The sequence below is a fragment of the Streptomyces uncialis genome (assembly GCF_036250755.1).
In the GTDB taxonomy this organism is placed as follows: Bacteria; Actinomycetota; Actinomycetes; order Streptomycetales; family Streptomycetaceae; genus Streptomyces; species Streptomyces uncialis.
In genome coordinates, this window is the sequence record NZ_CP109583.1 from 8099608 (window position 1) to 8121495 (window position 21888).

19 protein-coding genes are annotated in these 21888 nt (G+C 72.8%); 7 read left to right on the forward strand and 12 right to left on the reverse strand.

Going from position 1 to position 21888, the window contains the following annotated elements; all coding sequences use genetic code 11:
* Positions 1–74 precede the first annotated feature (74 nt).
* Complete coding sequence (locus OG711_RS33995) at positions 75–917, forward strand: TioE family transcriptional regulator (protein ID WP_405674337.1); 843 nt, start codon at positions 75–77, stop codon at positions 915–917.
* A 208-nt stretch (positions 918–1125) separates the two neighbouring features.
* On the opposite strand, the gene OG711_RS34000 is transcribed toward OG711_RS33995, so the two are convergent.
* Positions 1126–3459, reverse strand: coding sequence for a hypothetical protein (locus tag OG711_RS34000; RefSeq protein ID WP_329562419.1), 2334 nt, complete (start codon positions 3457–3459; stop codon positions 1126–1128).
* Between the two features lie 145 nt (positions 3460–3604).
* A complete protein-coding gene (locus OG711_RS34005; RefSeq protein ID WP_073794540.1) occupies positions 3605–4144 on the reverse strand; it encodes a hypothetical protein in 540 nt (179 codons plus the stop codon).
* 442 nt (positions 4145–4586) lie between these two features.
* Here OG711_RS34005 and OG711_RS34010 point away from each other — a divergent pair, with 442 nt between their 5' ends.
* Positions 4587–5285: a L,D-transpeptidase family protein gene (locus OG711_RS34010; RefSeq protein WP_329562423.1), complete on the forward strand. Its 699-nt coding sequence runs from the start codon at positions 4587–4589 to the stop codon at positions 5283–5285.
* A gap of 190 nt (positions 5286–5475) precedes the next feature.
* Here the strand turns inward: OG711_RS34010 and OG711_RS34015 are convergent, their stop codons facing one another.
* Both OG711_RS34015 and OG711_RS34020 read right to left on the reverse strand, forming a co-directional pair.
* Positions 5476–6543 carry a chitinase gene (locus OG711_RS34015; protein WP_178391200.1) on the reverse strand — a complete coding sequence of 356 codons (1068 nt, stop codon included), beginning with the start codon at positions 6541–6543 and terminating at the stop codon, positions 5476–5478.
* Positions 6544–6950: 407 nt separating this feature from the next.
* Positions 6951–7649: an HAD family hydrolase gene (locus OG711_RS34020; protein WP_329562425.1), complete on the reverse strand. Its 699-nt coding sequence runs from the start codon at positions 7647–7649 to the stop codon at positions 6951–6953.
* Positions 7650–8058: 409 nt separating this feature from the next.
* Between OG711_RS34020 and OG711_RS34025 the strand changes: the two genes are divergently transcribed.
* Together OG711_RS34025 and OG711_RS34030 are read left to right on the forward strand one after the other, a co-directional pair.
* Positions 8059–9291, forward strand: a complete 1233-nt coding sequence (locus tag OG711_RS34025) for a nitric oxide synthase oxygenase (RefSeq protein WP_329562427.1) — start codon at positions 8059–8061, stop codon at positions 9289–9291.
* Positions 9292–9351: 60 nt separating this feature from the next.
* Positions 9352–10392, forward strand: coding sequence for a lactonase family protein (locus OG711_RS34030; RefSeq protein WP_329562429.1), 1041 nt, complete (start codon positions 9352–9354; stop codon positions 10390–10392).
* Positions 10393–10482: 90 nt separating this feature from the next.
* Here the strand turns inward: OG711_RS34030 and OG711_RS34035 are convergent, their stop codons facing one another.
* The 5 genes from OG711_RS34035 to OG711_RS34055 form a co-directional block, all read right to left on the reverse strand.
* The gene (locus OG711_RS34035; RefSeq protein WP_099281197.1) at positions 10483–11403 is read right to left on the reverse strand and encodes a sirohydrochlorin chelatase; all 921 of its coding nucleotides are present in this window, start codon (positions 11401–11403) and stop codon (positions 10483–10485) included.
* Positions 11404–11518: 115 nt separating this feature from the next.
* Entirely contained in the window at positions 11519–12490 is a 972-nt protein-coding gene (locus OG711_RS34040) for an N-acetylglucosamine kinase (protein WP_329562431.1), read from the reverse strand.
* Positions 12491–12516: 26 nt separating this feature from the next.
* Complete coding sequence (locus OG711_RS34045; protein ID WP_073794525.1) at positions 12517–13194, reverse strand: uracil-DNA glycosylase; 678 nt, start codon at positions 13192–13194, stop codon at positions 12517–12519.
* A 697-nt stretch (positions 13195–13891) separates the two neighbouring features.
* Entirely contained in the window at positions 13892–14977 is a 1086-nt protein-coding gene (mmuM, locus tag OG711_RS34050; protein ID WP_329562433.1) for a homocysteine S-methyltransferase, read from the reverse strand.
* Between the two features lie 57 nt (positions 14978–15034).
* A complete protein-coding gene (locus OG711_RS34055) occupies positions 15035–16126 on the reverse strand; it encodes an NADH:flavin oxidoreductase/NADH oxidase (protein WP_329562435.1) in 1092 nt (363 codons plus the stop codon).
* Positions 16127–16318: 192 nt separating this feature from the next.
* On the opposite strand from OG711_RS34055, the gene OG711_RS34060 reads away from it, so the two are divergent.
* Entirely contained in the window at positions 16319–16666 is a 348-nt protein-coding gene (locus OG711_RS34060; protein ID WP_266512527.1) for an ArsR/SmtB family transcription factor, read from the forward strand.
* 356 nt (positions 16667–17022) lie between these two features.
* Here the strand turns inward: OG711_RS34060 and OG711_RS34065 are convergent, their stop codons facing one another.
* A complete protein-coding gene (locus OG711_RS34065; protein ID WP_079185151.1) occupies positions 17023–17766 on the reverse strand; it encodes a DUF305 domain-containing protein in 744 nt (247 codons plus the stop codon).
* A gap of 309 nt (positions 17767–18075) precedes the next feature.
* On the opposite strand from OG711_RS34065, the gene OG711_RS34070 reads away from it, so the two are divergent.
* Positions 18076–19608: an LVIVD repeat-containing protein gene (locus tag OG711_RS34070; protein WP_329562437.1), complete on the forward strand. Its 1533-nt coding sequence runs from the start codon at positions 18076–18078 to the stop codon at positions 19606–19608.
* Between the two features lie 221 nt (positions 19609–19829).
* On the opposite strand, the gene OG711_RS34075 is transcribed toward OG711_RS34070, so the two are convergent.
* Positions 19830–20516, reverse strand: coding sequence for a TetR/AcrR family transcriptional regulator (locus tag OG711_RS34075; RefSeq protein ID WP_329562439.1), 687 nt, complete (start codon positions 20514–20516; stop codon positions 19830–19832).
* A gap of 232 nt (positions 20517–20748) precedes the next feature.
* On the opposite strand from OG711_RS34075, the gene OG711_RS34080 reads away from it, so the two are divergent.
* On the forward strand, positions 20749–20994 hold the full coding sequence (locus tag OG711_RS34080; protein WP_073794519.1) for a DUF2630 family protein: 246 nt from the start codon (positions 20749–20751) through the stop codon (positions 20992–20994).
* 57 nt (positions 20995–21051) lie between these two features.
* Here the strand turns inward: OG711_RS34080 and OG711_RS34085 are convergent, their stop codons facing one another.
* Positions 21052–21804, reverse strand: coding sequence for a phosphatase PAP2 family protein (locus OG711_RS34085; protein WP_079185150.1), 753 nt, complete (start codon positions 21802–21804; stop codon positions 21052–21054).
* Positions 21805–21888 lie beyond the last annotated feature (84 nt).

A 21888-nucleotide genomic window follows, 5' to 3' on the forward strand; every position in this document is an offset into this window, starting at 1 on the left:
CGCTCGTCAGCCGCCACGGGCCTCGTACGCCGTCCTGGGGAGCGGCCGTCACCGACCGGCGGACGTCCCTGCCTATGCTGTTCGGCGTGGTGAAGAACTCCCCGGCCGGCGGGCGGGCACATCCGGGGCGGGCCCTGCGGTCCGTGGACCTCGCGCGCAGCGCCGGGGTCTCCACCCAGCAGATCCGCAACTACGAGGACGCCGGGGTACTGCCCCCGGTCCCGCGCAGCGAGTCCGGGTACCGGCGCTTCGACGAGGGGCACCGGGGCGCCCTGCTCACCTACCGGGCGCTCGCCCGGGGCTACGGTCCGGACCGGGCCCGCGCGGTGATGCGGGCGGTCCACGCGGACGACGTGGCGCTGGCGCTGAGCCTCCTCGACGCCGGACACGCGGCCCTGCACGAACAGCGCCGGGACATGCTCGCGGTGGGCGAGGCGCTCGCGGCGGTCGCAGGGGAGGACCCGGACCGCTCGCGGGCCGGGGTACCGCGCGGCGGGCTGCGGATCGGGGAGGTCGCCGCCCGGCTCGGGGTGCGCACCTCGGCGCTGCGGGTGTGGGAGAAGGCGGGTCTGCTCTCCCCGGTACGTGAACCCGGCACGGGATACCGCTGGTTCGGGCCCGAGGAGGTAAGGGACGCCCGCATGATCAGGATGCTGCGCCAGGGCGGCTACCGGCTGCCGCGCATCGCGCGCGTCCTCGACGGGCTGCGGCGCACCGGCAGCGCGGAGGCGCTGCGGGAGGCCGTCGCGGAACGCGGACGGGAACTGTCCCTGCGCTCCCGGGCGATGCTCGCGGGGGCGAGCGGGCTGCACGACTACCTCGCCGGGCGCGACGGGGAACGGGCGGACGCGGGGGACAGGGGTGACGCGCGGGATACGGGTGACGGAGGACGCGGTGACGCCCGGGAGAACGGGTGACGCGTCGGACACGAGCCCTGTGACGGATACGGCGGGTACCGGGGTCAGGACGGATACGGCGGACACCGGAGTCGCGGCGGGGGCGGCGGACACCGGGGCTGTGCCGGATTCGGCGGGCACCGGAAAGCGGGCGGCCCCGCCCGGGTGATCGGGATCGTCACCCGGGCAGGACCGCCCGCCGGTGGGGTCGGCGCGCCTCCGCGTCGGCTCAGACCGAGGCCGGGCCGCTCGTCCCGGAGTCCGGTCCGTTCGCCGTGGCCGTCCGGCGGCGCCTCACGAGGACCGCCCCGGCCGCGGTCAGGGCCGCCGCCGCTGCCGCGGCCGACAGGACCGTCGTCCCGGTGGAGGCGAGCACACCGCCACCGCCACCGGTCGTTTCGACGCCGCCCGAGCCCGTGGAGCCGCCCGCGCTGCCGCCGCCGCCGACCGAACCGCCGGAGCCGGAGCCGCCGGTGGAGCCACCGGTGCCGCCGCTGTCCCAGCCGCCGGCCGAACCCCCGGCCGAACCGCCACCGTCGGCGCCGCCGCTGTCCGAGCCGCCGTCGGTCGAACCCCCGTCGGTGCTGCCGCCGTCCGTACCGCCGTCCGTGGTCCCGCCCTCGGTGGAACCGCCGTCCGTACCGCCGTCGGTGCTGCCGCCGTCGGTGCCCGTGGTGGTGCCCGCGGTGGTGTCCTGCTCCTTCTCGACGGTCAGGGTCACCGGGTAGGTGCGGGTCGTCCCCGCGTCGTTCTTGAACTCGGCCCGGTACTTGTGGCCGTTCTGGGCGAGCTCGGCGGTGAAGGCCAGGGTGGCGGACGTCGCGCCTTCGACGTCCTTCCAGGTGGTGCCGTCCGTGCTGATCTGCCAGCGCCGCGCGGGCTCCGGGGTGCCCTCGGCGCGCGCGGTGAACGTGACGTTCTCGCCGGGCTCCACCGACACATCGGCGGGCGCCTCGGTGACCTTCGGGGACACCCGCCGGACCAGCTTGAGGACCTTGCCCTCGGCCGGGTGGGTCACGTACACGACCGCGCCGCCCGCCTCGACGGTGACCGCCGCCGCGCCCACCTGGCCGTGGTTGCCCGGCAGCGACACCGGCTCGGTGGTCCGCGTGTGGTCGGTGGTGTCGTAGGTGGTGAGCGAGCCGTTGTTGTCGTTGCCGGGCTCGTTCAGGTCACCGCGGTCCTGCCGGACCACGAACGCCTGTCGGCTGGATTTGTCGAAGGCGACCGCGATGGCCTGGTCCGAGTCCGTGATCTTCTTCACGGGCTTTCCGTCCGGACCGAGGACCAGGATCGTGCCCCCGGTGCCCAGCCAGACGGCACCGCTCTCCGGGTCGACCTCGATGACGCCCGTGGCGTCGCTCGCGATGTCCGGTACGTCGATGGTGTCCTTCAGGGTGAGGGTCGCGGTGTCGACCCGGTACAGCTTGCCGCCGGGGAAGTCCGCGAACCACACCGAGCCCCGGGCGGTGTCCACCGCGAACCGGCTGCCGCTCTCCAGGGTGAGACTGCGCAGGGTGGCGCCGTCCTTCGGGTCGATCTCGGAGAGTTTGCTGCCCTGGGCGACCAGGACCGCGGTCGGGGTGGAGGTGCCCGGACCCACGTCGTGGACGGTCCCGCCGGCGGCCAGCCATACGCCCCGCATGGCGGTGTCGCCCTGCTTGGCGCTGCCGATGCCGCGCAGCGGGTACTGGAAGCGCGCCCCGTCACCGGCCAGCGGGCCGATGAACCGGGAGACCGACGACGCGCGCGGGGTGCCCAGGTTGCCGGGAGCCTGGTTGAGGTGCGCGAGCGCCTTGCCGTCCTCGGGGTCGAGGACGTACAGCCCGCGCTCGTCGATGTCCGCGGTGTCGGCGAGGTTGTCGGAGCCGACGTAGAGCTTCTTCGACTCGGGGTGGAGCAGCACGTCCAGCGGCTTCCCGGCGGTGGTGAACTCCGCGGTCCGGTGGTACGACACGGTGCCCGGGGGGACGCCGACGCCTTCCCCGCCGGGCGGCGGTCCGGCCGCGAAGGTGACCGGGATACGGACGTCCTGCGAACGGTCGCCCAAGCCGCGGTGGTCCACCCGGGTCACCACCGAGCAGGCGACCTCCGCACAGTCGACCGTCGTGCTCTTCGCCTCGATCTGGAGCTCGACGTCGAAGGTGCCGCCCGGCCCGAACGCCGTGGCGAGTTCTCCCGCGTGGGAGTCCCCCTTGGGCACGATCCAGGCCGACGACTTCGAACCGCCGGTCATGTCGACGCCGCCCGCACAGGGGGAGGGGGCCCGGCCGGGGCCGTTGTCCTTGCAGACGGCGACGTAGACGCCCTTGGTCTCGTCGTAGTCCTTGCCGGTGATCCTGATGGTCTGGCCGGCGGGGTTCAGGTCCTTGGTGACCGACGCGGAGAGTTTCTGGCCGCCGGAGCCCGTGCCGGTGCCGGGGGTGTCGGCGGCGAGGACGGGGCCGCCGGCGCCGATCGAGACCGCGAGCACGGCCGCCGAGCCGAGCGCGGTGGACGCGATCAGGGCCGGGGTGCGGCGTCTGCGGCCGTCGCGGGAACGCGGGGATGAGTTGTCTGTCATGGCTTCCTTGTCGTACGGGACCGGCGCACGCGCCGAAGGGCGGGCCCCGGCACGGAGGTGCCGGAACCCGCCCGGGGCTTCGCCTTCAGGGTCTTTCGTCCGGATCGGGCGGGAGCGGGCCCCGGCGGGACGCGGACAAGAGGTCCTAGGAGAAGGTCACCGGGATGTGGACGTCGTACTTGCGGTCGTTGCTGTCGGTGTGGTCGGCACGTGTCACGATGGCGCAGTCGACCGTGTCGCCGCAGACGTTGCCGCCGCCCAGATCGGCCTTGATGTGGATGGTCGCGGAGAACTTGCCGCCCGTGCCGAAGGTGGAGCTGTTCGGGAGGAGGCCGCCGCCGAAGTTGGACACCCAGTACGAGGCGCCGGTGGTCCCGGCCTCGTCCTGGCCGCCCAGACACGGGGTCGGCTTGTTGGCGCCCTGCGTGCCGTTCACCGCGCACAGGCCGACGTAGATGCCCTGCCACGAGTTGTAGCCGGTGCCCGTCACCGTGACGTTGGCGCCGGTGGCCGCCGCCGTGTTGGGGCCGGTGATGGACAGGTTGTAGGTGGTGGACCCGTCGACGATCGTGCGGCTTCCGGTCGCCGCCGAGGCGGAGGAAGCGAGACCGAGTGTCAGCGCGGCGGCCGAGAGGACGGCGATGCCGGCGCGGGCGGCGGTACGGGTGGAGAGCACAGCACTCATCCTGTGAGCACCTTTCTGAGCAGCGAGGATCGGGCTCCGGATGGCTCCGGTTCACCCGTTCGGCTTAGGTAAGGCATACCTAAGTTGATGCTGGGTGAGTTGTCAACAGGCGGTAAAGGAACCGCAACGCGGATGTGTGCCCGCCGGGTTGGCGCGAGGCTGTGGGGTAGCTCCGCCGGTCCCGGCCGCCGGGGCCGGTTCCCCGGGAAGCCCCGTCGGGGCGAACCGGACGGCGGCGCCCGTGTCGCTCATATGTACCGAATCGGTGACAAGCGTCCGGGCTCTGTGACAGGTGGCGGTCGCGTACAACGGCTTCCGTGCGCGGCGGGTCCAACAATGCGTGGTGCCGGGGAGATCCGGTGCGCGGCACGGCTCGTGGCCATGGGCCACGGGGTGCGGAACCGACGCGCGAACGGCGCGCGCGGGGAGGGGAGAGTTTCACATGGGGGACATGCGCAGAAGGGCCGGCGTCGCCTTGGGGGTCGCCGGGCTGATGGCTCCGCTGGCGCTCGCGCTCGGTGCGGCTCCGGCCGCGGCGGCCGCGTCGTGCACCACACAGGCGGGCCCGTACCAGAAGAAGGTCGAGAAGTTCCTCGGGCGGCCGGTCGACGGCCGTCAGTCGGCCGCGGACTGCAAGGCGGTCCAGGCGTTCCAGAAGAAGCACGGCATCACCCCGGCGGCCGGCTACGCGGGCTCGGTGACCTGGGGCGTCATGGATCTGATGAACAAGCAGAAGGCGGTCGGCGACAAGCCCAACCGGGACCGCAAGTGTCCCACCAACAGGGGCCGGATCGCCTGCGTGAACCTCACGCTCCAGATCAGCTGGATCCAGGACGGCAACACACTCAAGTACGGCCCTGTGCCCGTCCGTACGGGCCGCGACGGCTCCGAGACCCGCACCGGCGCCAAGAAGATCACCTGGCGCAACATCGACCACCACTCCAGCCTGTACGACGTCGCCATGCCGTACGCGCAGTTCTTCGACGGCGGTCAGGCGTTCCACTCCGCGGCCGTCAGCATGTGGAACGCGCCCGGCTCACGCGGCTGTGTCAACCTGCGCCCCGCGGACGCCAAGAAGTACTGGTCGATGCTGAGGAACGGCGACGACGTGTTCGTGTACGGCCGCAAGGCCGGTACCTGACAGACCGTCAAGTCCAGGTACGCACAGGTCCCGGGAGCCCGCCAAGGGCCCCGGGACCTGTGCTGTGGGTACCGGTGTTCCGTACCTGTGTGGGCGGGGTCACCGGACCGTGGCCGCTTCCACGGTCCGGTGACCCCGCCCGGTTCTCCGGGCCGCCCACGACGTCGGCCCGGAGAGACCTGAGGAAGCGTCAGCGGCCTTGCAGGGCCTTCACGTTGTCGCCGAAGGTCCAGTTGCGGGAGCCGTCCCAGTTCAGCGACCAGGTCATCAGACCCTTGAGGGCGCCGTTGTACCGGTTCCACGCCTGGCCGACCAGGGAGGGCGACATATGGCCCCCGCCCGCGCCGACCTGTGCGGGCAGACCGGGCACCTGCTTGTCGTACGGGACCCGGATGGTGGTGCCCTGGATGACCAGTCCGCGGTTCAGGCAGTCCGTCTGCGCGGCGAAGCCCGCGACGGTGCCCGCGGAGTACGAGTCGCCGGAGCAGCCGTACATGCTGCCGTTGTAGTACTGCATGTTCAGCCACCACAGGCGGCCGTTGTCCGCGTACTTCTTGATGACGGGCAGGTATGAGCCCCAGATGGAGCCGTAGGCCACGCTGCCACCGGTCACGTACGCCGTCTCGGGGGCCATCGTCAGACCGAAGTTGGACGGCATCTGCGCCAGTACGCCGTCGATGATGCGGATGAGGTTGGACTGCGAGGACGACAGGGTGTTGATGTTGCCGCTGCCCACCAGCCCGGTCTCGATGTCGATGTCGATGCCGTCGAAGTTGTACTTCTTCAGGATCGGGACGATCGTCGCCACGAAGCGGTCCGCGACCGAGCTGGAGCTGAGGTCGATGCCCGCCGCGGCCCCGCCGATGGACATGAGGATCGTCTGCCCGGACGCCTTCGCGGCGCACATCTGCTCGGGGGTGGGGACCTTGACGGTGTTGTCCATACCGTCCTCCCACAGGACCGTCCCGTCGGAACGGATCACCGGGAAGGCCGCGTTGAGGACGTTGTAGCCGTGCTGCCCGATCCTGCTGTCGTCGATCGGTATCCAGCCGAGCGGGGGATGGACGCCGTTCGCGGCGCCGTCCCAGTTCTCCCAGTAGCCCTGGAGGACCTTGCCCGTGGGTTTCGACTTCACCGCACAGGTGGTGGCCGCCGCGCTTTCGGGGGCGGCGTTCGCCGCGGGCGCCACGACGCCCAGCAGGGGGACCGCGCTCGCCAATGCCGCGCCGATACCGAGCAGCCGCAGCTTGCGGCCGATGGTGCCGATCATGCTGAACTCCCTTCGCACCGTGACGCGCCCGTGTGGGGTGGGCGCGCCCCGGAAGAGGTCGGCAGGAGGGAACGATCGCTCAAGGACACGCTGACCTCCTGGGTGGGGGGAACCTGGAGACTTACGCGGAACGGTGAGGGAGGAGGGGTGGTGAGGGTGCTGCGGGGGTGGGGGTCGTGCGGGGTCCCGGTGGGGTGGGACGGGCCGTGGTGGTGCGTGGGGGTACGGCCCTGGAACATGGGGTCGGGGGAGGGTGCGAGCCCATACCGTAAGTTGGTCCAGACCTGTCGTCAATAGGTCTGGACCAAAACGGAGAAGGGTGCTCCGAACGCCGCCGCGCCGTGCCTGTCGCCCGGCGGCACCGGCACCGCCCCCGACCTGCCGACGGCGCGCGGTCAGCCGCCGCCGGTGAGCCAGGAGTACGCGGCCGTCGCGGTGAACTCCGCCTGACCGCCCGGGAACAGCAGCTCCGCCGCGACGAACGCGGGGTCGTCGGCCTGCTCCTTCAGGAAGGGCACGGCGATGCAGCGCATTCCGGCCGCGTGCGCCGCGAGCACCCCGGGCACGGCGTCCTCCAGGACCACGCAGCCGGCCGCCGGCGCGCCCAGCCTGCGGGCCGCCTCCAGGAAGACATCGGGTGCGGGTTTGCCCGCGGCGACCTCGTCGGCCGACACCGTCGCGGTCATGAACCCGCCGAGCCCGGTGCCGTCGAGGATCGCGTCGATCGCCGCACGCGACGAACCGGACGCGACGGCCATCGGCACCCCGGCCCCGTGCAGCAGCTCCACGAACCTCCGCATCTCGGGGTAGGTCCGGGTGTTCGTCCGGGCCAGTTCCAGATAGCGCCGGTTCTTCTCCGCCAGCAGCTCGTCCACGGACGGGCCGAGTGCGTACCGCTCCTTCCAATGGGTCACGGTCTCCCGGGTACTGACCCCGACGGACCACAGATGGTCCTCCCAGGAGAAGCCGTCCACCCCCTGCCCGGCCAGCAGCTCCCGCCCCGCCTCGAAGTAGTTGGTCTCGCTGTCCACCAGCGTCCCGTCCAGGTCGAACAGCACGGCCTGTCGCACGCGCGCCCTTGAATCCGTCGTCATGCCCCCCAGCATGCCAAGACGCGCCCGCGGCCGTAGGGGGGCGCATGTGCCCCTTTGTGCGCCCCCTGTGATCCCCCCGCGCCCCCACCCCGCACCCTCCCCCGCATCGCCCTGCCGGGTCCCGGAGATACTGTCCGGAGTGCGTCCGTCACTCTCCGCCAGTCGGGGGGCCGCGCACTGTCCCGCACCGCCGTGACTCACCCGCCCGAAACTGGGTAGCCGGACCTTTCCGCAGGTGAGCGCGGTGACCGGGGTGCGCGGTGAGGCGGACGGAGGAGTCCGCGGGCACGAATGGTTCCGCGAGGCACCGACGGGGGTGGATCAGGCCGTCCGGGGGTGACCCCGCGGCGCAACGACGACACGCTGCCCGCGGACCGCAGGCAGCGGGCCGGGGCGTTGGGGGATAGGTATGCAGAACCTCCCGTACCGGACCGCGTCCATGACGGCGGGCTGCCCGGTGCTCCACGACGATCCGGCGGCCTGGCCCGACCGGTCCGCCGGACCTGAGAGACCGCTCCGCGAACAGGCCGGCGCCGTGCTGCGGGCCGCCACCGAGTTCCTGACCCTCCACCACACCGAGGAGGGTCTGGGCGACCCCGCACCTCGGATCGCCGAGATCCAGGACGAGATCGGACGGACGGGCACCTACCGCCACACCGCGCGGGAACTCACCTTCGGCGCCCGGGTCGCCTGGCGCAACGCCAACCGCTGCATAGGCCGGCTGTACTGGCGCTCCCTGCGGGTCGACGACCGCCGTGACCTGCGGTCGGCCGGCGAGGTCGCGGACGCCGCCGTCCGGCATCTGCGCGAGGCCACCCGGGGCGGCCGGATACGCCCGCTGATCACCGTGTTCGCCCCCGACGCCCCCGGCCGGCCGGGACCCCGGATCTGGAGCGACCAGCTCATCCGCTACGCCGGTTACCGCCGCCCCGACGGCACGGTCCTCGGCGACCCGGCCAACACCGGTCTGACCGCCCTCGCCCGGCGCCTCGGCTGGCCCGGCGGCCCCGGCACCCCCTTCGACGTGCTGCCCCTGATCGCCCAGGGGCCGGACGGCGTACCGCACTGGTTCCCGGTGCCCCAGGACGCCGTCCACGAGGTGCCCCTCACCCACCCCGGGCATCCCTGGTTCGCCGAACTCGGACTGCGCTGGCACGCCGTACCGGCCATCTCCCATATGTGCCTGGAGATCGGCGGTGTCTGCTACTCGGCGGCGCCCTTCAACGGCTGGTACATGGGCACGGAGATCGGCGCCCGCAACCTCGCCGACACCGACCGCTACGACCTGCTGCCGCTGGTCGCCGCCGGACTCGGGCTCGACACCAGCAGCGACCGCACCCTGTGGAAGGACCGGGCGCTGGTGGAGCTGAACATCGCCGTCCTGCACTCCTTCGACCTGGCCGGGGTCACGGTCGCCGACCACCACACCGAGTCCCGCCGCTTCCTGACCCACCTCGACCGGGAGGAGAGCCAGGGCCGCCGGGTCGGCGCCGACTGGTCCTGGATCGTGCCGCCGCTCTCCGGCAGCACGACCCCCGTCTTCCACCGCACCTACGACGAGACCGAGCTGCGGCCCGCGTTCGTCCACCACCCGGAGGGCCTCGCCCGAGCACGCGGGGAGTACGTTCCCGACTTGGTCTAGACCGATCGCCTCCGGCTGCTACCGTCGGCGCAGCAATCAGGCAGCCGAGAGGGGACAGCAGTGCGCGGGCACACCGGGCGGGCGTACATCGGATCGTTCACGGCGGCCGGGGGACCGGGCATCGCCACGGCCTCCGTCGACCCCGCCACCGGTGCCCTGACCCTCCTCGGGACCACCGGCGCGGTGGCCGACCCGTCGTACCTCGCGCTGTCCGCCGACGGGACCACCCTGTACGCGGTGAGCGAGACCGACGAGGGCGCGGTCGCCGCGTTCCGGGTGACCGGCGCACGGCCGGAACCCCTGGGCGCGCCGGTCCGGGTGGGCGGCGCCGGTCCCACCCATCTCGCCGTGCACGCGGGGCATGTGCTGACGGCCAACTACGGCTCCGGGAGCGTGAGCGCCGTACCGCTGCGCGCGGACGGCTCCCTCGGGGACGCGCCCTCCGGCGTGCTCACCCACAAGGGTTCCGGACCGCACCCGCAGCGCCAGCACGCCCCGCACGCCCACCAGGTGCTCGCCGTTCCCGGCGGACGCCGGGCCGTGAGCGTGGACCTCGGCACGGACTCCGTACGCGTCTTCGAGCTGGACACGGCGGGCGAGCCCGTCCAGCACCGGGAGATCGCCCTGCGGCCCGGCAGCGGACCGCGTCATCTCGCGTTCCATCCCGGGGGCACGGTGGTGTACGTCCTGAACGAGCTGGCGCCGACCCTGACGGTGTGCCGCTGGGAGGCGGTGGAGGGCGCGCTGCGTCCGCTGGCCGAGATCCCGGTCCTGCCCGGTGCCCCGGAGGGGGACGCGTACCCCTCGGAGGTGGTCGTCGCGCCCGACGGCCGGTTCGTGTGGACGGCCACCCGGGGCGAGGACGTCATCTCCGTGTTCGCCGCCGGGGACGGGGGCGAACGGCTGGAGCTCGTCGCGACGGTGCCCTGCGGCGGGCACTGGCCCCGTGACCTCGCGCTCGACCCGTCCGGTCGGCGGCTGTACGCGGCCAACGAACGCTCGGGCGACATCACCTGGTTCGACGTGGACGGCGCCACCGGGCTGCCGGTGCGGGCGGGCTCCCTGGAGTTCCCCGCGGTGTCCTGCGTCCGCTTCTTCTGACGCCGCCGGGGGCGCGGCGCCCGCACGCACGGCCTGTGCCGGGCGCGCCGGGCCCGGCCACCGTGCGGTGCTGCCGGGCCTGCTCGCCGCTCAGCGCAGCGGCGCGCCCGCACCGGTCTGCGGGATGCCCAGCGTGGCGGCGTACTTCGACAGCGCGAGCTTGCCGATCGCCGGGTACGCCCCGAGCGGCTCCGCGGCGAGGCAGCCTGCCTCCTTGGCGGCGGCCTCCAGCAGCGTCGCGTCGATCTCCGGACCGATCAGGTACGGCGCCAGCGCGAGCTGCGCGGAACCGGAGGAACGCAACTGCTCGGCGGTGTCCGCGATCGCCCCCTCCTTGTCCAGCGCGGCGGCCATCACCGGCACGGCGAGCCGCGCGGCCAGCAGCATCCCGGTGATCCCGGCGGCCTGCACGGCCTCCTCGCCGCCCACGGACGCGATGATGATCCCGTCGGCCGCGGTGGCCACCGTGAACAGCCGCGCCCGGTCCGCGCGGGCGAGCCCCGACTCCGAGAGCCGTACATGCAGGGCCTCGGCGAGCAGCGGGTGCGGACCGAGGACATCGGTCAGTTCCGCCGCCACCTTGCTGTCGTTGATGCCCTGGCGGACCCGGCGCAGCAGCGCGCCGTCCGGCCCGGCGAGCAGCGGGACCACCACGGCGACGGGCCCCTCGGGCTCCGTGACCTCGACACCGGCGGCCCTGGCCTGCTCGTAACGGGCGGTACGTTCCCGCGCGGTGCGCGCGAGGACCGCGGCGAGGGTGGGGAACTCCGTGTCGTCCCCGTCGAGATATCCGATCCGGGCGTCCAGGCCGGGAAGCTCGGAGCGCGCGATGCTCACGACCTCGTCGGCGAGGCTCCGCACGGACGCACCGGGGGTGCCCGGGACCGCGAGCACGAGCGCGGGCGCGCCGTCGGGGGCCACCGCGGGTTCAGGGCGGCGGTGGCGTCCTGACTGACGGGGGCGCGGCATTCGTACTGGCAGGCCGGAGGCTGGCCCAGTGGGGGTGCTCATGGCGCCGCATGCTACTGGCTTTGTGGCCTGCTCCGTTCGGGGAGGGGGTAGCTGCACGGCATCCATCCGTATTTGTCCGGTTGATCTGGAGGTGGGGCAGGTGGGACGCCCGTTCTCAGCCGCCGCTTTCGGTACGTACGTGCAGCATGCGGTCATCAACGGGCAGACCCGGACGCTCTTCGGCCAGATCCGTCGCGATCCGTACCGCGCCGTGCAGCGGATCGCCCTCCGCGGCCGTCCGTCGTGCCGAGGGCAACTGCCGGGACAACTCCTCCTGGAGCGGGACGAGCAGGGGATCGCCCATCCTGAACAGTCCGCCCGTGAACGCCACCTCGCAGTCGCCGGACTTCGGCGCGACCGCCGCCGCGGCCTCCACGATGTGCCCGGCCGCGGCCGTCAGGATGCCGCGTGCCACCGGGTCCCGCTCCGCGCACGCGGCGACCGACGGCACGAACGAGGCGAGCACGGCGGGCCGGTCGGTGCGGGGATACAGCAGCCCCGGCAGCTCACCGGCCGGGCCGAACATCTCCTCGGCGCGGGCCAGCAGCGCCACGGACCCGCCGCGCCGCCCGTCGAACGCCCGCATCGCCGCGTCGAGTCCCGCGCGGCCGATCCACGCGCCGCCGCCGCAGTCGCCCAGCAGATGACCCCATCCGTCGGCCCGCCGCCAGGTGGTGAGGTCCGTCCCCGTCGCGATCATGCCGGTGCCGCCCGCCACCACCGCGCCCGCGCGGCGGCCCAGCGCCCCGGCGTAGGCGGTGACCGCGTCGGCGGCCAGCGCGAGCCGCCGGACACCCAGCTCCCGGGCGAACGCCTCCGGCAGTTCGGCCCGCAGCGCGTCCCCGAGGGTGGCCATCCCGGCGGCCCCGAGCGCCGCCGCCCGTACCTCGCCGATCCCCGCGTCGGCCATCAGCCGACGTGCCATCGGCAGCAGCAGCGCGAGCAGATGCCCGGGATCGATGCCCCGCGCACCGGTACGGACCGGCTCCGCCGAGACCAGCGGGGCGCCCAGCGCCCGCCCGCCGACGGCGAGCACCGCCCGCAGCCCGGAACCACCCGAGTCGACGGCGAGCACAGCGCCCGCCATGCCCGGTACCGGGGGACGGCCGCCGGTCACGGAAGCCGCCAGTCGACGGGCTGGGCGCCCTGACGGACGAGCAGATCGTTGGCGCGGCTGAACGGCCGGGAGCCGAAGAAGCCGTTGTCCGCGGACATGGGGGACGGATGGACGGACTCGACCGAGGGGAGATCACCCAGCAGCGGCCGTACATTCCGGGCGTCGCGCCCCCACAGGACCGACACCAGGGGCGTGCCACGGGCGGCCAGCGCCCGGATCGCCTGCTCGGTGACCTGCTCCCAGCCCTTGCCGCGGTGCGCCCCGGGCTTGCGCGGGGCGGTGGTGAGCGACTTGTTCAGCAGGAGCACGCCCTGCCGGGTCCAGGGGGTGAGGTCCCCGTTGCCCGGCGGCGGTACACCGAGGTCGCTGGTCAGCTCACGGAAGATGTTGAGGAGGCTGCCGGGCAGCGGACGGACCTCCGGGGCCACCGAGAACGACAGTCCCACGGCGTGCCCCGGAGTCGGGTACGGGTCCTGACCGACGATCAGGACCCGTACCTCGTCGAAGGGCTGCTGGAAGGCGCGCAGCACATTCGGTCCGGCCGGCAGGTACGTACGGCCCGCGGCGATCTCGGCGCGGAGGAAGTCCCCCATCCGGGAGACCTGTCCGGCCACGGGCTCCAGGGCCTTGGCCCAGCCCGCTTCGACGATCTCGTGCAAAGGTCGTGCTGCCACGCGGCCGCGCCCCCCAGAGTGCTCAAGTGTGCGATGTGAACCAAGCGGAGTGGTGTACGTCTCCGCGGCTCGAAGGGTACCGCCGTACGACGGTCGCCCTTCCCCCGGGACAGCCACGCGTTTCCCCCGGCGTGACGCCCCCGAGGGCCCGGCAGATGCACTCCACGCGTTTGCAGTACGGGCATACGGGGACCACGGTTGGTCTCCTTCCTTGACAGGGGATGTCGGTTCTTTATCCCTCCCTTAGAGAAACGGGTTGGAGCGTGTGCAGGTTTCGAAAGGGAATGAAGACCTCGTGATGTTTTTCGTCACGTCGGTTTTCGGCCGACGTGGCTGAAGTTGCGCTCTGTTGCTCCGTGTTATGGGGCGACTGCGGCGCGCACACGAGAAATGTCCGGGAGTGGAGCGAGGAACGACCGCCAGGAATCGACGTCGCCCGGGGAGACGTACAATTCGCCGCTGCGATCGCCGAAGCGCACACCCGGTCACCTCCGGACAGCGTTGTCCTCACCCTCGTCAGTCTGCACCGGATGCCCGGTCCCACACCCATGACCCGCCGGATCGCGATCCGCACGGGCCCGCACGGCCGGAGCGGCCCGGTCCGGTAACGGACCGGCGGCGATCGGCGCGACAGCGTGGCCCGGTAACGGACCGGCGGCGATCGGATCGGCCGCGTGCCGGTACGGACGGGCGGCGGTCAGCGCGGTCCCAGGGGGCCGGTGGCGTTCCGTACCCGGGCCGCCGTCTCCGCGATCGCGGCGGGTCCCACCCGGCAGCACCCCCCGACCAGCCGCGCGCCCGATGCCAGCCAGCCGTCCACCCGGCGGGCCGTGAACCGCCGCGGACCCGTCCAGACGCCGCGTACCGCGTCCCAGCCTTCACCGCTGTTCGGGTAGACCACCACCGGCTTGCCCGTGACCCGGGCCGCCAGCGCGACGGCCGCGTCCGCGTCGGCGGGCGTGCAGCAGTTCACGCCGACCGCGACCACCTCGTCCGCGTCGGCGGCCACCGCGAACGCCTCCGCGAGCGGCTGTCCCGCGCGGGTGCGGTCGCCGCGCACGTTGTACGAGAGCCAGGCCGGCACCCCGAGTCCCCGTACCGCGCGCACCAGGGCGCGCGCCTCGTCGGTGTCCGGGACGGTCTCCAGCGCGAACACATCGGGCGCGGCGGCGGCGAGGGCCTCCAGCCGGGGCCGGTGGAACCGTTCCAGCTCCGCGACCGTCAGCCCGTACCGCCCCCGGTACTCCGAGCCGTCCGCGAGCATCGCCCCGTAAGGACCCGCCGAGGCCGCCACCCACCGCGGCCGGCGGGCGGGGACGGCGGTACGGGCCGCCTCCCGGGCCAGGGCCACGGCGGACCGCAGCAGTTCGGCGGCCCCGCGCCGGTCCACCCCGTGCCGGGCGAACCCCTCGAACGTCGCCTGGTAGCTCCCGGTGACGGCGATGTCCGCGCCCGCCTCGTAGTACGCCCGGTGCGCCGCGACAAGGGCCTCCGGCCGGTCCAGGAGCAGCCGCGCGGACCACAGGCCGCCGTCCAGCCGCTCACCGGCCGCTTCGAGCTGATTGGAAAGCCCGCCGTCCAGGACGAGCGGACCACGCCGCAGCACGTCCGCGAAAGTGCCGGTCGCGAAGGTGCCGGTCGTGGACGCGTCGGGGGTACCGGGGCTCTCCGGGGGCCGTACGTCGTCGGGGAGCCGGGGGGATCGTGCGGCGCTGGGAGGCCGGTCCGGGTCGGGGGTGCCGGGGAGCGGGTCGGGGTCCGGGTTGCCGGGGGAGTCGGGCATGGGTCCGACGCTAGCGGCGGGCGGTCCGGTCCGGACCGCCCGGCGCGGGGGCGTGCGTCAGACGGAGCGCAGATACGGGTCCGGGACCCGCACCGCCGCGCCCAGTTCACGGGCCGCGTGCCGTGCCCAGGACGGGTTGCGCAGCAGTTCCCGTCCCAGCAGCACCGCGTCGGCCTCGCCGTTGGCGACGATCTTGTCGGCCTGCCCGGCCTCCGTGATCAGTCCCACGGCGGCCACGGACAGCCCGGCCCCGGACCGGACCCGGCTCGCGAACGGCACCTGGTAGCCGGGGCCGGTCGGGATGTCCGCGCGGGGCGCGTTGCCTCCCGACGACACGTCCAGCAGATCCACCCCGTGCTCCTTGAGCTGCCCGGCGAACCGGACGGTCTCGTCGGCGGTCCAGCCGTCCGGGCCCAGCCAGTCCGTCGCGGAGACCCGGAAGAACAGCGGCAGATCGTCGGGCCACACCGCGCGGACGGCGTCCACGACCTCCAGCGCGAAGCGGGTCCGGTTCGTGAAGGAACCCCCGTACGCGTCCGTGCGCTTGTTGGAGTACGGGGACAGGAACTCCCCGAGGAGGTAGCCGTGCGCGCCATGGATCTCGACGACCCGGAACCCGGCGTCGAGGGCCCGGCGGGCGGCGTCGGCGAACTGCCCGGTGATCCGCGCGATCCCCCCGGTCGTCAGCTCCGTCGGTACGGGATGCCCGGTGTCGAACGGGACCGGGCTGGGCGCGAGAGGCTGCCAGCCGTCGGCCCCGGGTCCGACCGGGCCGCCGCCCCGCCAGGGCCGGTCGGTGGAGGCCTTCCGTCCGGCGTGCCCGATCTGGAGGCCCGGCACCGTGCCCTGGGCGGTCAGGAAGGAGGTGATCCGGCGGAAGGCCCGGGTCTGGGTGTCGTTCCAGATGCCCAGGTCGGCGGGGGAGATACGGCCCTCGGGGCTCACGGCGGTCGACTCGACCAGGATCAGCCCGGTGCCTCCCGTGGCGCGGGCGGCGTAGTGGGCGAAGTGCCAGTCGCCGGGAACCCCGGCGCACGGCCCGGTGGGATCGGCCGAGTACTGGCACATGGGCGCCATCCAGGCCCTGTTCGGGACGGTCAGCGAGCGAAGGGTGAGGGGTTCGAACAGCGCGCTCAAGACGGACTCCATCCGTGTTCCATGGCGGGTGGCCGCCCCGGTGCCCGGTCGCAGGACCAGGGCCCGTCGGCCTGGTAGTACGATAGACCTCGTAGTACGGGAGATGTCAAACTACGAAGGATGTCGAACCAGTCTCGTAGGATGGTCAGGAGCGGCGTCACGTCACGTCATGTCGCCACCCGTCAGAACGCAGGGAGCCGCCGTATGACCGCCGCCAGCAGTCGCGAACTCGCGCACCCGCGCAGCGAGGACATCGCCCTGGAGGAAGTGCTGCACGCGCTCTCCGACCCGCTGCGGCTGAGCGTCGTCACCGAACTGGCTTCGACCGGCGGCGAGTTCCCCTGCTCGCACTTCCCGCTTCCCGTCACCAAGTCCACGACCACCCACCACTTCCGGGTGCTGCGCGAGTCCGGTGTCATCCAGCAGTGGTACCGGGGCACGGCCAAGTACAACCGGCTGCGCGGCGAGGAGCTGGACGCGCTGTTCCCCGGGCTGCTCGCCGCGATCCTGCGGGCCTCGGCGGCGCAGTCCGCGCGACGGACGGACGGCTGACCCCGGACGCCTCCGCGTCGGCGTCCTCGGGTGGCGTGACACGTGGCACCTCCGGGCGCCTGGCGTCCCCAGGGCGCCCGAAGCTGCCCGCGCGCCCCCGCGTGCGCTCCAGGGGGCCGTCACGCCCCGGCGCGGGGCCGGTGCGGCCCGCGCCGGGTGACGGCCCCGGCGGGCCGACGGCCCCGGCGGTCAACGCGGGCGCCATGACCGTCACTCGAACGGGGCCCTGAGAGTGCCGGGTCGGCCACCCGGACGGGCCGTCGCCCGACCTTCCGGCCTTTCCGCCGGACGGCCCGCCCGGGCCCATCGGTGCGGCCCGTCCGAGCTGACCGGACCGGTGGACCGGCCGTGCCGGGTCAGAGCATGTCGCGCATCCGGCCGATCTCCGCCGTCTGCTGGGCGACCACATCGGTGGCCATCTCCTCGACGAGGACGTTGTTGCCGTCGGAGAGCGCCTCGGTGGCCATCGTGATCGCGCCCTCGTGATGCGTGATCATCAGCTTCAGGAACAGCTGGTCGAACGCCTTCCCGTCCGCCGCCCGGAGCTTCGCCAGCTGCGCCTCGGTGGCCATGCCCGGCATCGAGCCGTGGTCGTGGGAACCCGGATCGGGCGTCTCCCCGCCGTGCCCGCCCTCGCCGTGGTCATGGCCCGACCCGGACGGCTTCTTCGGGTCCGTGTTGTTGTCCAGCCAGCCCTGCATGGCGCCGATCTCGGGCTTCTGCGCGGCGGTGATCCGGGCGGCCACCCGCTTCACCTGCGTCGAATCGGCCCGCGAGGGCACGAGTTCGGTCATCACCAGGGCCTGGCCGTGGTGCTCGATCATCATCCGGGCATAGGTGAAGTCCGCCGAGTTGGGGGAGTCGTCGGCGGCCTGCTCCTGGACGTCCTCCGCCGACAGGGTCCGCGCCGCCTCGCCCGGCTTGCCCGGGGCGATCACCGAAGGGCCGGACGCGGCCTTCCCCTCGTCCTTCGAACCGCCGGAATCGCAGGCGGACAACGTCAGGACGAGCGCCGCGCACAGCAGCGCGGGACCCGCGCGCAGGGCACGGGGAACGGCGGCGTCCCGGTGGCCGGGACGGTCGGCGGCCGGACGGCGGATCACACCGGTTGCGGCGGTACGGCGACGGAACAAGGCATCCTCCAGCGGGTGCACGGGAGTTGAGGGAGCCCGGTACGGGGCGTGCGCGGACAACGGACGGGGGACCCGCCGGAGCGCGTCGTCCCCGGGCCGGACGGTGGGGCGGATGTGACGGATGTGCCGGTGTCCGTCTTAGCACCCCTTCATGGACCGGTGATCAAAAACCTTTATGACGATTACGTTGCCCTCTATTGATATGAGCATGAGGAAGACGATACTTCGGGTGTCCGTGAACCGTTCCAACCGTGAACGGCGCAGAGGGAGGACGCAGTGACCCTGTCGAACAACCCCCGAACACGGCGCAGACGCCTGGGAGTCGCCGCCGCGGCGGCCGGTCTGCTCGCCGCACTGATCACCGCCGGACCCGCCGGGGCGACCCCCGACCCCGGGGACAACCCGGCGAGCCCCGAACGGGTCTCCCAGAGCGAGGTCCGCGACGCCAAGCGGGCCATAGCCAACGGGGAGATACCCGGCCAGGACGAGATCGTCCACTCGGACAACATCGAGCACCTGGCGAACATCCCCAAGGACGCCCTGCCCGGCACCAACTCGGACCTCGCCTTCCAGGGCAAGTACGCGTTCGCCGGCAACTACGACGGCTTCCGCATCTTCGACATCAGCAACCCGAAGGCGCCGAAGACCGTCTCCCAGGTGCTGTGCCCGGGTTCCCAGAACGACATCTCGGTCTCCGGGAACCTGCTGTTCCTGTCGACCGACTCGTCCCGCAGCGACAACTCCTGTGCCAGCACCTCCCAGTCCGCGACCAACAAGGACTCGTGGGAGGGCATGAAGGTCTTCGACATCAGCGACAAGCGCAACCCGAAGTACGTGTCCGCGGTGGAGACGGCCTGCGGTTCGCACACCCACACCCTGGTGCCGGACCGCAAGAACGTCTACGTGTACGTCTCCTCGTACTCGCCGCTCGCGGCGTTCCCCGACTGCCAGCCGCCGCACGACGGCATCTCGGTCATCAAGGTGCCCAAGAAGGCCCCGCAGAACGCGGCGGTCGTGGGCTTCCCCGTGCTCTTCCCCGGTGAGGGTCCCGACGGCGGCGGCAACCCGGGCGGGCCCACCAACCCGGGTGTCTCCAAGACGACCGGCTGCCACGACATCACCGTCCTGCCCTCGAAGGACCTGGCCGCCGGCGCGTGCATGGGCGACGGCATCCTGTTCTCGATCAAGGACCCGGAACGCCCGAAGGTCATCGACAGGGTCCAGGACAACGTGAACTTCGCGTTCTGGCACTCCGCGACCTTCAACCAGGGCGCAAAGAAGATCGTCTTCACCGACGAGCTCGGTGGCGGCGGCTCCGCGACCTGCAACGCCGAGGTCGGCCCGAACCGCGGCGCCAACGGCATCTACGACATCGTCGGCCGCGGCGACAAGAGCAAGCTTGAGTTCCGCAGCTACTTCAAGATCCCGCGCCACCAGGCCAGCACCGAGAACTGCGTCGCCCACAACGGCTCGGTCATCCCGGTCCGCGGCAAGGACCTGATGGTCCAGGCGTGGTACCAGGGCGGTATCTCCGTCTGGGACTTCACCAACTCCTCGCGCCCCAAGGAGATCGGCTACTTCGAGCGCGGTCCGATCAGCACGACCACCCTGGTCGGCGGCGGATCCTGGTCGGCGTACTACTACAACGGCTACATCTACTCGAACGACATGGCCAAGGGCTTCGACGTACTGAAGCTCAACGACCGCCGCACCGATCCCGCCAAGAAGGTCCGGCTGCACGAACTGAACGTCCAGACCCAGCCCGACTACTTCGACAACGACTGGGACGACGACCGCTGGGACGACTGACCCGTCCCCCCCCAGGTGCCCGGCCGATCCACCGGCCACGGTGAGCGGCCCGCCCGCCCACCACCGGTGACCCGTCCGGGCACCACCCGCACGACAACGCCCCCGCCCCGCACGACCTGTGCCACGGGCGGGGGCACCTCTGCGCCCGGACCGCCCGCCCCGCGACCGGACCACGCCCGGCCACGGCTGCGCACGGGGCCCGCGTACGGGCTACGGCCGGATCACGGCCGCGACGCCTCGTCCTGCCCGCACCGACCCGGCCCGAACAGCGGGGAGAAGTTCTCCGGACGCCCGGCGCCCACCCGCGGCGGACCCCCGGCGGGCGGCACACCGAGTTCCCACGCCAGCTCGTAACGGTGGAACAGCTCCGCCCGCAGCACCTCGGCCGACATCCCGGCGCCGGGCAGCAGCACCGCGAAGACCGAACCCATGAGCTGCGCCCGCAACAGCGGATAGTCCACGTCCGGCGCGGGCGACCCGTACCGCTCGACGGTGTCCCGCAGGAGTTCCGCCAGCCGCTGCTGCTCCTCGCAGCGGACGAAGCCCTCCGCCTGGAGAATGCCCGCCATATGGGTGCGCATCAGCACCGGACGGTCCCGGGCGAGCCCGAGGACCGCGTCGATCGCACGGGCCATCCGCTCCTGTCCGTCGTCCGTCCGGGGCTCCCGCTCCAGGGCCTGCGCGAGCGTCAGATGCATCAGCCGGTGCACCGCGGACTGGAGCAGCTGGCGCTTGCCCGGGAAGTAGTACGACACCAGCCCCCGCGCCGTACCCGCGCGATCGGCGATGTCGGAGAGCTTCGTCGCCTCGTACCCCCGCTCGCCGACCAGCTCCACAGTGGCCCGCAACAGTCGCTCACGACTGCGTCGGCGCAACTCTTCATTGACCGATGGGCTGCGCGGGGACATCCTGTACTCCTGCGTTGACTGGCTCCAAGCCAATATACTCAGAGCGGTCGGCACGGAACCCTTCGTGGGATCTGTGCCGCTGCCGCCGTGCGCATGGGCGCAGCGGGGGAGCGTCCATGCGCACGGTGCCCGCACCATCCGGCCGGACCCCACGGGGTCCGGCCGTCGGTCTTCTTCTCGCGGGACGCCCGGCCGGTCCCTACAGTGGGGCCGAGGCCGAGGAGGCGACGACATGGATCAGCGAGAGATCCTGACGCGGATCACGGCGATGGTCGAGGACGAACGGCGGCTGCGGGACTCCCTCGCGAGCACCGGCACCGACGGCGACACGGAACGTTCCCGCCTCTCCGCGCTCGAACGCGAGCTGGACCAGTGCTGGGACCTGCTGCGCCAGCGGCGGGCCAAGACGGAGTTCGGGGAGAACCCCGACGAGGCGGCGGTCCGCCCCTCCTCGCAGGTCGAGGGCTACCAGTCCTGACCCGCGGCGGTGCCGACGGCACCGCCCGGGAAGCCGCGTGGGCCGGGTCCGTCCGGCTCAGGGAGCCGTGTCCGGCCGGGCGGTGTCCCGCCGGGCCGTGTCTGCCTCTGCCGTGTCCGTCCGGTCGCGGCCAGGACGCCCGCCTGTCCGCTCGTACGACACGATCGCGAGGGTGACCATCAGGGCGCCCAGCAGCCAGCCCTCCAGTACGTCCGACGGCCAGTGCACACCGAGCCAGATCCGGGTCAGCCCCGCGCCGAGCACCGACACCACCGCCAGGGCCACCGCCGTACGCCACAGAGCGGGTGCCACGCCGTGCCGGAGCAGTACCCACAGCACCAGTCCGCTGACGACGGTCGCCGTCAGGGCGTGGCCCGACGGGAACGCGTTGAAGTGCGCGGAGTCGACCGGGTCCGGCCAGCTGGGGCGCTCCCGGCCGACCGCCGCCTTGAGGGACTGCTGGAGCAGCGTCCCGACGAGGCTGGTCGCCACCAGCCAGCACGCGAGCCGCACCTCCCGGCGCCGCAGCAGCCACAGCACCACGACGGCGAGCAGCAGGCGCATCGCCCAGGGGTCCCAGATCCAGTCGGTGAGGATGCGGTTGGCGTGGGTGAGGCCCGGTTCGGCGACCGCCCAGCGGTGGGTCGTGCGGGCGATACGGCCGTCGAGGTCCATGAGCGGACTCCAGCGGGCCGCCACCAGGGCCAGCAGCAGCGCCGCGAGGCCGAAGAGGACGAGCGCGGCGCGTGGGGCGCGCGCGCCCGCCGGACGCGGGGGGCGGGGTGGGGAGGAGGGGGACACCGTTTGCATGGGGTGATCCTTCCCGACCTGGCCGGTCGCAGCCATCCGGGTGAGGAGATCCACAGCGGTCGGGTCCGTGTTAGGCCGGTGGAC